Source organism: Luteipulveratus mongoliensis, from assembly GCF_001190945.1.
Taxonomy (GTDB): domain Bacteria; phylum Actinomycetota; class Actinomycetes; order Actinomycetales; family Dermatophilaceae; genus Luteipulveratus; species Luteipulveratus mongoliensis.
The window spans coordinates 2,020,509-2,034,059 of sequence record NZ_CP011112.1; the positions used below are offsets into that span (position 1 = coordinate 2,020,509).

Genomic DNA, 13,551 nt, shown 5'->3' on the forward strand with positions numbered 1-13,551 from the left:
CTACTCTCCATTAACGCAAAACATCTTGCTTTAAGGGGTGTCATGTCCGTTCTTGTCCCGAGGCGCATCGCCTTCCCGCTGGCTGCGGTGACGATGGCCAGCCTGCTGGCTGCAGCGGCCGCACCGTCGCCGCTCTATCCCGTCTATCAACAGCTGTGGGGCTTCTCGTCCCTGACGCTGACCCTGATCTTCGCGGTCTACGTCTTCGCTCTCCTCGCCGCTCTGCTCACCGTCGGCTCGGTGTCGGACCACGTCGGCCGTCGGCCGGTGGTCATCGGCGCTTTGCTCCTTCTGGCGGTGAGCATGGCGCTGTTCATCGTCGCCGACGGCGTCAGCGGTCTGCTCGTCGCTCGTGTCGTCCAAGGCCTGGCCACGGGCGCGGCGACCGGCACGCTCAGCGCGATGATCGTCGACTTCCAGCCCTCTCAGCGCACCGGATCAACGGTCGCGAGCAGCGCGCCGACGCTCGGCCTGGCTGCAGGAGCAGTGCTCGCCGGTGCTCTGGTGCAGTACGCGTTCGCCCCCCGATACCTCGTGTACTGGGTGCTCCTCGTGCTCGATGTCGCCCTCGCGGCGGCCGTGTGGTTCCTCCCGGAGGCGACGGGCGAGCGGCGACTCTCTTGGCGGGCCGTCGCCGCATCGTTGAGGCCGAGCGCCGGCGTGCCACGTCCGCTGCGATCACTCTTCTTCTCCCAGGTTCCCGCACTCGCCTCCACCTGGGCGCTCGCGGGGCTGTACCTCTCGCTCGGCCCGTCCGTCGTCGGACACGAGCTGCACGTCGACAACCATCTGCTCGCCGGTGTCGTCCTTGCGGCCATGTTCGGTTCCGGTGCGGTCGGGTCCGCGTCCATGAACGCGCTCCCGGAGGCCGCGCGCAGGCCGACCGGCTACCTCACCCTTGGCGCCGGCGTCGTGCTCAGCGTGATCGGTGCCTTCGACGGGTCGCTGGTGGTCTACCTGGTGGCCTCCGCCATTGCCGGGTTCGGCTTCGGCGCGACGTTCCAGAACGCGATGGGCGCTATTGCCGTGGCGACCCCGCCGGCCGAGCGCGGGCAGGTGTTCGCGACGACGTTCGTGGTCAGCTACACCGCGTTCAGCGTGCCGGCCCTCGTCGCCGGTCTCGCGGTGCAGGAGTACGGCCTGCGGGACACGTTGCTGGGGTACGCCGTGCTGGAGATCGCGCTGGTCGTCACCGCCTCAGGTGGGGACCGGGCGCGCCGCCGGGCCGAGTCGGGTGAGCTGGACGAGGCCCGCGCGCAGGAAGCCGGCTGAGCGGTCGCCGCCGATGCGGTCCGGAGTCGGTCGGTGTCGGGCCCGAACCGTAGGCTGGTGCGCAATATGAGCAGCCTGTTCGATGACCTTCCCCTGCCCGGACTCAGCCCTGCCCAGGCAGCGCCAACCGCAGACCTACTGAGCCCTTCGAGCGACTCTTCTCCTCCGATCGGCGTCGCAGGCTCCGCCGAGTCGGCATCGTCGAGTCGTGACCGCCATCGGCGCGGCGAGGTCGATGAGCGAGGTGTGCCCACCTGGGCGAGTCTGGGCCACGGTCCAGACGGGGGAGACCCGGCCGGCCGACGTACTCACCCGGATGCCGAGCAGCTGCTCGAGGGCCTCAACGACCAGCAGCGAGAGGCCGTGATCCACCACGGCTCGCCCCTGCTGATCGTCGCGGGAGCGGGCTCGGGCAAGACCCGGGTGCTCGCGCATCGCATCGCTTATCTGCTGGCCGAGCGTGGCGCCCAGCCCGGTCAGATCCTGGCGATCACGTTCACCAACAAGGCGGCCGCCGAGATGCGTGAGCGCGTCGCCGACCTGGTCGGGGGAGCGGCCAAGGCGATGTGGGTCTCGACCTTCCACTCGGCGTGCGTGCGGATCTTGCGCCGCGAGGCCAGCAAGATCGGCATGAAGCCGACCTTCTCGATCTACGACGCCGCCGACAGCCAACGGCTGATGGCGATGGTGATGCGTGATCTCGACCTGGACCCCAAGCGCTACCCGGCGCGATCGTTCAGCCACCAGGTCAGCAACCTCAAGAACGAGCTGATCGACGAGGAGTCCTACGCCGCGCAGGTGACGGAGGGCAGTCACCAGGAGCGCACGCTGGCCGAGGCGTACTCCGGCTACCAGCGGCGGCTGCGGCAGGCCAACGCGATGGACTTCGATGACCTGATCATGACGACGGTCAACATCTTGCAGGCCTTCCCCGATGTGTCCGAGCACTACCGACGGCGCTTCCGGCACGTGATGGTCGATGAGTATCAGGACACCAACCACGCCCAGTACCAGCTGGTGAAGGAGCTCGTCGGCCACCAGGTTGAGGATGCCGCGCTGGGCACGGTGCCGCCGGCCGAGCTGTGTGTCGTGGGTGACGCGGACCAGTCGATCTACGCCTTCCGTGGCGCGACCATCCGCAACATCGTGGAGTTCGAGAAGGACTACCCCGACGCACGCACCATCCTGCTCGAGCAGAACTACCGCTCGACCCAGACGATCCTGCAGGCCGCCAACGCGGTCATCGACAAGAACCCCGACCGACGCAAGAAGAACCTCTGGACCGACTCCGGTGACGGCGCCTCGATCGTGGGCTATGTCGCCGATTCCGAGCACGACGAAGCAGCGTTCATCGCTCGCCAGATCGACCAGCTCGGCGACGACCACGGCGTCAAGCCCAAGGACGTCGCCGTCTTCTATCGCACCAACGCGCAGTCGCGTGCGATCGAGGAGGTGTTCGTCCGAGTTGGCTTGCCCTACAAGGTTGTTGGCGGCACCCGGTTCTACGAGCGGCGCGAGGTCAAGGACGCGTTGGCGTACCTGCGGGTCGTGTCCAACCCGGCCGACACGGTCAATCTCCGACGCATCCTCAACGTGCCCAAGCGCGGCATCGGTGACCGGGCCGAGGCCTGTGTGTCCGCGCTCGCGGAGCGTGAGCGCATCCCGTTCATCGCGGCTCTCGGTCAGCCCGAGGACGCGCCCGGCATCGCCACCCGATCGGTCACCGCGATCCGTGGGTTCACCACCCTGCTGGAGGGGCTGCGTGAGACGCGCGAAGCCGGTGCCGGCCCCGGCGACCTGCTGGAGGCGATCCTGGACCGCTCGGGCTACCTCGCGGAGCTGCGCGCCAGCCATGACCCGCAGGACGAGACCCGCATCGAGAACCTCGCCGAGCTGGTCGCCGTGGCACGAGAGTTCGACGAGGCTTACCCGGACGGCTCGCTCGAGGACTTCCTCGAGCAGGTCTCGCTGGTCGCTGATGCCGATGAGATCCCCGACGAAGAGGGTCGGGACGCCGCTGAGGAGGCCGGCGTCATCACGATGATGACGCTGCACACCGCCAAGGGTCTGGAGTTCCCGGTCGTCTTCCTGACCGGCATGGAGGACGGCACGTTCCCGCACCTGCGTGCGCTGGGCGACCCTGCTGAGCTCGAGGAGGAGCGGCGCCTGGCCTACGTCGGCATCACCCGCGCGCGGGAGCGGCTGCACCTGTCCCGGGCGCAGGTGCGCTCGGCGTGGGGCGCGCCGCAGTACAACCCGCCGTCACGCTTCCTGGACGAGATCCCGAAGCACCTCATCAGCTGGGAGCGGGTGGCCGCGACGGGCTCGCCGGGCTCATCGACTCCTGCGGTCGCGCGCCTGGCCAGTCGTCCGGGCGTACGCAGCCCGGGCAACCGGCCGGTCATCTCGCTGAGCTCCGGCGACAAGGTCACGCACGACAGCTTCGGGCTCGGCACGGTGGTGCGCGTGGAGGGCCAGGGCGACCGGGCGATGGCGCACATCGACTTCGGTGGCGACACGGGCGTCAAGCGGCTGCTGCTGCGCTACGCGCCGGTGGTCAAGCTGTGACGCTCTGACCTCATACGTCCCAAAAGTGTGTCGTGATATCGCGACACACTTCGGCGGGTGCGTCGTCTCTACAGGTGGGAGCAGCGTTACCGGCTCGATGGTGACGCTCATGGTCTCCCGGGTCAGGGCGCTGTGGCCGCGATCTGACCCGGGATGACCGCCCGAGAGCGCTGCGACAAGCCGACCTGATCGATCCAGGACGGCTCGCAGAGGTACGACCAAGGCCGCCTCCCCCAAAGGGAGAGACGGCCTTGGTGAAAAGCGGGTGGATCAGATCAGGCCGTGAGCACGCAACCAGGGTGCCGGGTTGGTGGGCTCGCCGTTGATGTGGATCTCCAGGTGCAGGTGCGGGCCCGTGGAGTTGCCGGTGTTGCCGGAGAATCCGAGGCGCTCCCCCGAGGCCAAGTGATCTCCGACGGACACGGTCGCGCGCGACATGTGGGCGTAGACAGCCTCCACGCCGTTGTCGAAGCGGATCTGGACCCGCAGGCCCATACCGCCGTAGAAGCCGACCGCCACGACCTGCGCGTCGTTCATCGCGCGCAGCGGCGTGCCGACCGGCGTCGCGAAGTCGTTGCCGAGGTGCATCCGGCCCCAGCGGTAGCCATAGCCCGACGTGTAGGTGCCGCCGATGAGCGGACGGACCCAGCCGCCGCCGACGGAGCTCTCAGGAGCGTCGTCCGTGGGCGCGTCGGTCTTGGCCGTAGCCGCGACCTTGGGCTCGGGTGTGTTGTAGCTCGACATCGTGCTGTCGGAGGCGGAGATCACTCCGAGTGCGGCCTTGCGGGCGGCGGCGTCCTTGGCGGTCTGCGCCCGGCCTGCGGCTGCAGCGCGCGACTTCGCCTTGGCGGCGGCGCTGGCGCGAGCCTTGGCCACGGCGGAGCGCGACGCGGCCGACGAGCGGGAGGCGGTCTGAGCGCCGTCCCGGGTCCACTGCGTGGTGTCCATCGCGCCGGCGGCCTGGTGGCTCGTCTTGGCCTCGGGAACCGAATCGGTAGCGAACGCCGTCCCAGCCGCGGCCACGGTCAGTGAGGCTGCCGCGAGGGCCGGGAGCGCCACGCGAGCACTCTGGAGGGGGGATACGGGGAGTGCACGGTGACGACCCTGATAACTCGGGGACAAGACACACCAACTTCTGCAATCGGGGGAGATAGCCGAGGGAACACTAACGTGACCTGACCGTGACCTGAAATCGGAACGCCCAAACTTGTGGAAAAAAAGTTCGGATCACGGGCAACCACAGCTGGATACATCGCGTCCGCGCGGTCAAGTGCTACACGATGTGAGCCATGTCACAAGCGGAGAAATTACCGCGTTTCCTTCCTCGGCGGGGTGTAGAGGGCCGGCAACTTCTGGCGCCCCTGTGATGGCGGTCTCACGGCGGCGATACCCTCACCATATGAGTGCCGCCCCCCTGCGTGTCGTCGTTGCCAAACCCGGTCTCGACGGTCATGACCGTGGTGCCAAGGTGGTGGCTCGCGCGCTGCGTGACGCCGGCATGGAGGTCATCTACACCGGCCTGCACCAGACTCCCGAGCAGATCGTCGAGGCGGCCATCCAGGAGGACGCCGACGCGGTGGGCCTCTCGGTCCTCTCCGGTGCGCACATGACCCAGTTCGCCAAGGTCACGGCTCTGCTCAAGGAGCGCGACGCGGCCGACATCGTCGTCTTCGGCGGCGGCATCATCCCGGAGGAAGACGTCCCTGAGCTGACCCAGATGGGTGTCGCCAAGGTCTTCACCCCGGGCGCCACGACGATCGAGATCGTCGGCTGGGTGCGCGAGCACGTCGGCGTCGACGTCGCCTGACCCCACCGTTCGGCCACCTCGGCGACCACCTCACCTCCGACGCCTTGACATCAAGAGGGCGCCATCGGTCGCCCATGATCTGACCAGCAACAGGTCAAGACGGCGCAGCCACGGTTCCCACGACGGCGACGCGCCAGCAACGTGAGGAGGCGACCCCGCCGGACCGGCAGGGCACGTCCACTCGGAGGAACTACTCATGTCTCACCTGCGCCCCCTGGCAGGCCTCACCGGCATCGTCGCGGCTGCAGCACTCGCCTTCCCCAGCGCGGCTGATGCGACGACGAGCACCGCATCGCTGGCCGGACCCGACATCCCGGTGACGGCGACCAAGGCTCATCTGGATGCGCTGCAAGGCATCGCCGACCAGAACAACGGCACTCGCGCGACAGGCACGCCGGGCTACCAGGCGTCCGTCGACTACGTGAAGGGCAAGCTCGACGCGGCCGGTTTCCAGACCACCGTGCAGGAGTTCGACACCCCCTACGGGAAGTCGTCCAACGTGATCGCCGACTGGCCGGGTGGGACGAGCGGCAAGGTCGTGATGTTCGGGTCGCACCTGGACAGCGTCGAGGCGGGCCCCGGCATCAACGACAACGGCAGCGGCAGCGCAGGCGTTCTCGAGACCGCGCTCACCTACGCCGCGTCGGGTGAGAAGCCAACGAACACAGTGCGATTCGCGTTCTGGGGTGCCGAGGAGCAGGGACTGTACGGCTCCTCGCACTACGTGGACTCGCTCAGCAGCGAGGACAAGAGCGCGATCGCCAGCTATGCGAACTTCGACATGATCGGCTCGCAGAACCCGGGCTACTTCGTCTACGACGACAACGCCAACGGCAACGGCGTACGAGACGACCTCACGGCCCACTACGACGAGGTCGGCATCAAGTGGGAGTACACCGACCCGCAGGGCCGTAGCGACCACGCTGCCTTCATCGATGCGGGCATCCCGACCGGCGGCATCTACAGCGGCGGCGAGGAGACCAAGTCGCAGGAGCAGGCCGACAAGTGGGGCGGCACGGCAGGCGAGGAGTTCGACGCCTGCTACCACCAGGCGTGCGACACGGCCGACAAGATCGACGTCGACGCGCTCGACAAGAACACCGACACCATCGGCGCGCTGGTGTGGTCGTACGCCGGCAAGGACCTCGGCTCGATCAATCTGCCGAACGCCGCCTGAGACCCGCTGGCACCAGGCCGGCACCAGGCGTACGCCTCACGTGAGCTTGTGACCCCGCTCACGTGAGGTTGCCCGGGTGCCGCGCGCCCGGCGTACGGGTGTAGAACCGTCGTGGGCGTCGCCTCGTCACCCGAGGGATACGCTCGCTCACGACGATCCCTTCAATGACGATGGAGCAGAATCCCCGTGGATCTTTTCGAGTACCAAGCGCGCGATGTCTTCGAGGCGCACGGTGTCCCGGTGCTGGCGGGCAAGACCGCCACCACGCCGGCTGATGCCAAGGCCGCGGCTGAGGAGATCGGCGCCAAGTCGGGCGGGGTCACCGTCGTCAAGGCGCAGGTCAAGACCGGTGGACGTGGCAAGGCCGGTGGCGTCAAGGTCGCCAAGACAGCCGACGAGGCGGAGACCTACGCCGGCGAGATCCTCGGCATGGACATCAAGGGCCACACCGTCGGCACCGTGATGATCGCCCAGGGCGCCAAGATCGCCGAGGAGTACTACTTCTCGATCCTGCTGGACCGGGCCGAGCGTCGCTACCTCGCGATGTGCTCCAAGGAGGGCGGCGTCGACATCGAGACGCTGGCCGTCGAGCGCCCTGAGGCGCTGGCTCGCGTCGCGGTCGACCCCAACGTGGGCGTCGATGAGGCGAAGGCCAAGGAGATCGTCGAGACCGCCGGCTTCGACGCCGAGACCGGCGCCAAGATCGTGCCCGTCCTGAGCAAGCTCTGGGACGTCTACGCCGGCGAGGACGCGACGCTCGTCGAGGTCAACCCGCTGGTCAAGACCGAGGACGGCGAGATCATCGCCCTCGACGGCAAGGTCACGCTGGACGAGAACGCCGACTTCCGTCAGCCGGCCCACGAGGCGCTGGAGGACAAGGCCGCGGCCGACCCGCTGGAGGCCAAGGCGAAGGCCAAGAACCTCAACTACGTCAAGCTCGACGGTCAGGTCGGCATCATCGGCAACGGCGCGGGTCTGGTCATGTCGACCCTGGACGTTGTCGCGTACGCCGGTGAGGAGCACGGCGGCGTGAAGCCGGCCAACTTCCTCGACATCGGTGGTGGCGCCAACGCGCAGGTGATGGCCGACGGGCTCGATGTGATCCTGAACGACGAGCAGGTCAAGGCCGTCTTCGTCAACGTCTTCGGTGGCATCACCGCGTGCGACGAGGTCGCCAACGGCATCAAGGGCGCCCTGGAGATCCTCGGCGACAACGCGACCAAGCCGCTGGTCGTCCGCCTCGACGGCAACAACGTGGAGCAGGGCCGCGCCATCCTCAACGAGCTGAACCACCCGCTCGTGACCCAGGTCGACACGATGGACGGCGCCGCGGCCAAGGCCGCTGAGCTCGCTTCCAAGTGACCCGCTGCCAGCTGACCAACTGAAGGAATCCCTAGCAATGTCAATCTTTTTGAACGCTGACAGCAAGATCATCGTGCAGGGCATGACCGGCGGCATGGGCTCCAAGCACACCGCCCTCATGATCGACGCCGGCTCCAACATCGTGGGCGGCGTCAACTCCCGCAAGGCCGGTACCACCGCCGAGATCGGCGGCAAGGAGCTCCCGGTCTACGGCACCGTCAAGGAGGCGATGGAGGCGACCGGCGCGAACGTGTCCGTGGCCTTCGTGCCGCCGAAGTTCGCCAAGGACGCCGCGATCGAGGCCATCGACGCCGAGATCCCGCTGCTGGTCGTCATCACCGAGGGCATCCCGGTGAAGGACTCCGCCGAGTTCTACAACTACTCGATCGGCAAGAAGACGCGGATCATCGGGCCCAACTGCCCCGGCGTCATCACGCCGGAGGAGTCGCTGGCCGGCATCACGCCGCACACCATCGCGGGCAAGGGTCCCATCGGCCTGGTCTCCAAGTCGGGCACGCTGACCTACCAGATGATGTACGAGCTGCGGGACTACGGCTTCACCACCGCCATCGGCATCGGCGGCGACCCGATCATCGGCACCACGCACATCGACGCGCTCGAGGCGTTCGAGGCCGACCCCGACACCAAGGCGATCGTGATGATCGGCGAGATCGGTGGTGACGCCGAGGAGCGGGCGGCGGCGTACATCAAGGAGCACGTCACCAAGCCGGTCGTCGGTTACGTTGCCGGTTTCACCGCGCCCGAGGGCAAGACGATGGGTCACGCGGGCGCGATCGTGTCGGGCTCCTCCGGCACCGCCGCGGCCAAGAAGGAGGCCCTCGAGGCCGCCGGCGTCAAGGTCGGCAAGACGCCGTCCGAGACCGCCGAGCTGATGCGCGAGATCCTGAAGGAGCTCGGCGCCTAGCTCACCCCAGCACAGTCGTTCGACGGCCGGTCACCTCTCCCCAGAGGTGACCGGCCGTCGTCCGTTCCGTCGGGTCGATCGGGCCGGTTGCGGCGCGGCTCCACGGGATTCGGGACCGGAGCGGACACCATGGGCGGTGTTATGAGCGCCGACCCGACTCAGGAATCGATCCAAGCCGAGGAACCGACCGAAGCGCGGCCCGAGGGGAAGGCCCGAGGCGCTGTGAGTCTGATCGAGCGCACTCGCCAGATCGTCCCGTCTGCCCCCGATGTCGAACGCCCGGCGCAGCTGCTCGGCGTGGGCGCCGGATATGGCGCGGTCGGCGCGCTCGCGCTGGCGCTCATCCTGATCGTGCCCTCCATGGTGGCCTGGCTCGCCGACGCGCAGAGCACGGTGGGCGCGTTCGATGCCTTGAGCTTTGCCGCGGACGGCTGGGTGCTGGCCCATCGTGGCTCGCTCGGCGTTCCCACCGACGGTGTGTCCGTCGTCGCGCCACCTCTACTGCTCACGGCCGCAGCCGTTCTCCTGGCGAGGCTGGCCGCGACCGCAGCTCTTGCCTCCCTGACCGACAAGACCAAAGGACTGTGGCGGCACGTGGCGCTGGCCTTCGTCGGTGGCTATGCCGCGACGGGTGTGCTCCTGGCGCTGGTCGGCTGGATCGGCCCCGCGCGCCCCAACCCGTTCATGGTGGTCCCGGGCGCCATGGTGGTCGGAGCGATCGGCATGGGCTGGGCGCTCTGGCGAGATCACAGGGGCGGGGACAAGTACGCCTCCGAGCTGATCGACGCCTGGGGCCGACGACTTCCCGCTGTTCTGGTCCGGGCGTTGCGGCCGGCTCTCGTCGGTGCCGGTGTGCAGCTGGCGATCGGCCTGCTGCTCGTGCTCGTGGCCATTGCGACTTCGTGGGGCCGCGTCAGCCAGATCGACTCCGAGCTCGGTGCGGGTGTGATCGGCACCACCGTGCTCACCCTCGGCCAGCTGCTCGCCCTACCCAACCTCGCGGCGTACGGCATGACCTGGCTGGGCGGCGCGAGCATCCACATCGGCTCGGTCTCGCTGGGCCACGCCGCGGTGACGCCCGGCATCCTGCCGATGGTGCCGGTCCTCGGCGCTGTTCCCGAGGCCGGCGCCGGCCCGTGGTGGGCGCCGTTCGTGCCGGTCGTTCCGGTGCTGGTCGGCGGCTTCATCGGGTGGTACACGTTGCGTGGTCTCACCGTGCTGGCGTCGTTGCGTTCCAAGGTGCAGACATCCGCGTGCGCGGCTGCCCTGGGCGGGCTGATCGTGCTCGTGCTGGCGTACGCCGGCAGCATGGGCGTCTCGGGTGGGGACCTGGGCTATGTCGGCCCATCGCTGATGGCGGTGCCGCTGCTGCTGGTCGAGCTGGCCGTCGGTGCTGTGGTGACTGCGACCGTGCTGCACTACTGGCGCACGCTGCGCTGAGGCGGCGTGGACCGGGACGCGGAACTGACGGGTCAGGACTCCTGCAGGAAGCGGTGCAAGAAGTCCGAGCTCTCCCCGAACTGAGTGCGGCACGCCGACTCCGCCGCATGGGTGTTGGCTCCGGCGAGGCAGTCCTGGTAGTCGCGCGTGGACCCGTAGAACGCGTACGGGATGGCGACCATGACCGTGAGCATCACCGTCAGGGCCAGCCCGATTCCGCTCCAGACCCGCATCGCTCGCGGCGCCCCGGCGGTGCCGAGTGCCTGCAGGCAGCGGACCGACTCCCACACCGCAAAAGCCAACGGCACCAAAGCAACCAGGTTGTAGGGCATCGGCATCAGCGATGCCATGAACCCGAGGAACAGGTAGAACGCAGCACGGCGCGAGTGCACAGCACCAGGTGGCAGCACCCGCTTCTCGTCGGCCACATCTCTCCTTGAGGTTGGGCACTCATCCTCTCCCAGAGTGTCGGTGCACGGTGCGTTGGGGGTGGGAGCAGACTCGGCCCGTGCACCTGCGGGCCTTGCGGGTCGGTAGCCTCACGCCGTGCCTGATTCGACTCCGATCGTGGTCCTGGTCTCCGGTTCGGGGACCCTCCTGCAAGCCCTGATCGATGCTTCGGCCGACCCGGCGTACGGCGTACGTGTCGCGGCCGTCGGCGCGGACCGGGACGGCATCGAGGGCTTGGCGCGCGCGGAGCGGGCGGGCATCCCGACGTTCGTACGCCGGGTGCGCGACTTCGCGAGTCGCGAGGACTGGGATGCCGCTCTCGCAGGTGACGTGGCGGCGTACGACCCCGCACTCGTGGTCTCCGCGGGTTTCCTCAAGCTGGTGGGGCCGACCTTCCTGGCATCGTTCGGCGGCCGCTACCTCAACAGCCACAACGCCTTGCTGCCCGCGTTCCCCGGGATCCACGGCCCGCGTGACGCGCTTGACTACGGCGTCAAGGTCGCGGGCGCCACGCTGTTCGTCGTCGACGAGGGTGTCGACACCGGCGCGATCGTGGCGCAGTGCGTGGTGCCGGTCGATGACAGCGATGACGTCGACACGTTGACGGAGCGGATCAAGCAGGCCGAGCGACCTCAGCTGGTGGACTACGTGGGACGGATGGCGCGCGAAGGATTCCAGGTCGAGGGTCGGCGCGTGCGGCTCGGCCGCTGACGATCGACCTGACATCTCGTGCGCGGGCATCAACGCAATGTCGGAACGATCGTCGGGGTCGACTAGCCTGAGCGCCGAACACGACTGGCGCAGGTGGGCCACCACCGGGGAGTGAAGTCGAGCGCATCGAACGCCTGGGTGCGACTCACACGATGACGTCCTCAGGAGTTCTCTGTGACTGCAGCAACCGACTTGCGTCGGCCGATCAAGCGCGCGCTCGTCTCCGTCTATGACAAGACCGGCCTGGAAGACCTCGCCCGCGGTCTGCACGACGCCGGTGTCGAGCTGGTCTCCACCGGCGGCTCCGCCAAGCTGATCGACGGCCTGGGCATCCCCGTCACCAAGGTCGAGGACCTGACCGGGTTCCCCGAGTGCCTCGACGGCCGGGTCAAGACCCTGCACCCCAAGGTCCACGCGGGTCTGCTCGCGGACACCCGCAACCCTGACCACGTGGCCCAGCTGGCCGACCTCGGTGTCGAGCCGTTCGACCTGGTCATCTCCAACCTCTATCCCTTCCGCGAAACGGTCGCCTCGGGCGCCACTCCCGAGGAGTGCATCGAGCAGATCGATATCGGCGGTCCGTCGATGGTGCGCGCCTCGGCCAAGAACCACGCGAGCGTGGCCATCGTGACCAGCCCGGCGGCGTACGACGACGTGCTGGCGGCCGTGGCTGCCGGCGGCTTCACGCTCGAGCAGCGCAAGCTCCTGGCGGCCCAGGCTTTCGTGCACACCGCGGACTACGACAACGCGGTCGCCAACTGGATCGGCAACGTCTACGTCGACACCAGCGAGGGCACCGGGTTCCCGGCGTGGGCCGGTGCGACGTTCGAGAAGTCGGCGACGCTGCGCTACGGCGAGAACCCCCATCAGAAGGCCGCGATCTACCAGCACTGGCGTGGGGGAGTGGCCTCGGCCGAGCAGCTGCACGGCAAGGAGATGTCCTACAACAACTACGTCGACACCGACGCGGCAGTACGCGCGGCGTACGACCACGGCGACCTGCCGACCGTCGCGGTCATCAAGCACGCGAATCCCTGTGGTATCGCTGTGGGTTCGGATATTGCTGACGCGCACCGGAAGGCGCACGCGTGCGACCCGGTGTCGGCGTACGGCGGGATCATCGCGACCAACCGGCCCGTCACGCAGGAGTTGGCCGAGACGGTGAAGGACATCTTCACCGAGGTCGTCATCGCGCCCGACTTCGATCCTGAAGCACTCGAGACGCTGACGGCCAAGAAAGCGATCCGCCTCCTCAAGCTGCCTGCCGAGCAGGCGCAGGCGACGGATCCCGTTGAGATCCGGCCGGTTTCGGGCGGCATGCTCATGCAGACGCGTGACAAGGTCGACGCCGTCGTCACGGACGAGGACGGCAAGGTGACCGGTGGCGACGACGCCGAGACGTGGCGTCTGGTCGCGGGTGAGGCGGCCGACAAGGCGACGCTGGCGGACCTGCAGTTCGCGTGGCGTGCGATCCGCGCCGTGAAGTCGAACGCGATCTTGCTGGCCAAGGACGGTGCCTCCGTCGGTGTCGGCATGGGCCAGGTCAACCGCGTCGACTCCAGTGAGCTGGCGGTCAAGCGAGCCGGCGAGGAGCGCGCGCGGGGTGCAGTGGCCGCATCGGATGCGTTCTTCCCGTTTGCGGATGGCCTGCAGATCCTGCTCGATGCGGGCGTGAAAGCCGTTGTCGCGCCTGGAGGTTCGAAGCGCGACCCCGAGGTCATCGAGGCTGCCGAGAAGGCCGGCGTGACCATGTACTTCACCGGAACTCGCCATTTCGCACACTGACACTGACGCCGAGTCGGCATCGTCGACACGCGGCCTCGGGTCGCCACGTGCGCT

The 13,551-nt window shown here is 68.2% G+C and carries 11 protein-coding genes and 1 riboswitch; of the genes, 9 read left to right on the forward strand and 2 right to left on the reverse strand.

Going from position 1 to position 13,551, the window contains the following annotated elements:
- Positions 1 to 42: 42 nt before the first annotated feature.
- On the forward strand, positions 43 to 1,272 hold the full coding sequence (locus VV02_RS09670) for an MFS transporter (RefSeq protein ID WP_052591258.1): 1,230 nt from the start codon (positions 43 to 45) through the stop codon (positions 1,270 to 1,272).
- A gap of 66 nt (positions 1,273 to 1,338) precedes the next feature.
- Positions 1,339 to 3,840 carry a DNA helicase PcrA gene (pcrA, locus tag VV02_RS09675; RefSeq protein WP_052591260.1) on the forward strand — a complete coding sequence of 834 codons (2,502 nt, stop codon included), beginning with the start codon at positions 1,339 to 1,341 and terminating at the stop codon, positions 3,838 to 3,840.
- Positions 3,841 to 4,110: 270 nt separating this feature from the next.
- Here pcrA and VV02_RS09680 read toward each other — a convergent pair whose 3' ends face one another.
- Positions 4,111 to 4,899: a M23 family metallopeptidase gene (locus VV02_RS09680; RefSeq protein WP_052591262.1), complete on the reverse strand. Its 789-nt coding sequence runs from the start codon at positions 4,897 to 4,899 to the stop codon at positions 4,111 to 4,113.
- 340 nt (positions 4,900 to 5,239) lie between these two features.
- On the opposite strand from VV02_RS09680, the gene icmB reads away from it, so the two are divergent.
- From icmB to VV02_RS09705, 5 genes are all read left to right on the forward strand, one after another.
- The gene (icmB, locus tag VV02_RS09685; protein WP_052591264.1) at positions 5,240 to 5,647 is read left to right on the forward strand and encodes a coenzyme B12-dependent isobutyryl CoA mutase small subunit; all 408 of its coding nucleotides are present in this window, start codon (positions 5,240 to 5,242) and stop codon (positions 5,645 to 5,647) included.
- A 196-nt stretch (positions 5,648 to 5,843) separates the two neighbouring features.
- A complete protein-coding gene (locus tag VV02_RS09690; RefSeq protein WP_052591266.1) occupies positions 5,844 to 6,824 on the forward strand; it encodes a M28 family metallopeptidase in 981 nt (326 codons plus the stop codon).
- A gap of 186 nt (positions 6,825 to 7,010) precedes the next feature.
- On the forward strand, positions 7,011 to 8,186 hold the full coding sequence (sucC, locus tag VV02_RS09695) for an ADP-forming succinate--CoA ligase subunit beta (protein WP_052591267.1): 1,176 nt from the start codon (positions 7,011 to 7,013) through the stop codon (positions 8,184 to 8,186).
- A 37-nt stretch (positions 8,187 to 8,223) separates the two neighbouring features.
- Positions 8,224 to 9,111: a succinate--CoA ligase subunit alpha gene (sucD, locus tag VV02_RS09700; protein WP_052591269.1), complete on the forward strand. Its 888-nt coding sequence runs from the start codon at positions 8,224 to 8,226 to the stop codon at positions 9,109 to 9,111.
- 222 nt (positions 9,112 to 9,333) lie between these two features.
- Positions 9,334 to 10,551: a cell division protein PerM gene (locus VV02_RS09705; protein ID WP_157063348.1), complete on the forward strand. Its 1,218-nt coding sequence runs from the start codon at positions 9,334 to 9,336 to the stop codon at positions 10,549 to 10,551.
- Positions 10,552 to 10,583: 32 nt separating this feature from the next.
- Here VV02_RS09705 and VV02_RS09710 read toward each other — a convergent pair whose 3' ends face one another.
- Positions 10,584 to 10,979 carry a hypothetical protein gene (locus tag VV02_RS09710; protein WP_052591273.1) on the reverse strand — a complete coding sequence of 132 codons (396 nt, stop codon included), beginning with the start codon at positions 10,977 to 10,979 and terminating at the stop codon, positions 10,584 to 10,586.
- A 118-nt stretch (positions 10,980 to 11,097) separates the two neighbouring features.
- On the opposite strand from VV02_RS09710, the gene purN reads away from it, so the two are divergent.
- On the forward strand, positions 11,098 to 11,712 hold the full coding sequence (gene purN, locus VV02_RS09715) for a phosphoribosylglycinamide formyltransferase (protein WP_052591275.1): 615 nt from the start codon (positions 11,098 to 11,100) through the stop codon (positions 11,710 to 11,712).
- 70 nt (positions 11,713 to 11,782) lie between these two features.
- A riboswitch (ZMP/ZTP riboswitch) is annotated at positions 11,783 to 11,859 on the forward strand.
- 27 nt (positions 11,860 to 11,886) lie between these two features.
- Entirely contained in the window at positions 11,887 to 13,497 is a 1,611-nt protein-coding gene (gene purH / locus VV02_RS09720; RefSeq protein ID WP_052591276.1) for a bifunctional phosphoribosylaminoimidazolecarboxamide formyltransferase/IMP cyclohydrolase, read from the forward strand.
- Positions 13,498 to 13,551: the final 54 nt, after the last annotated feature.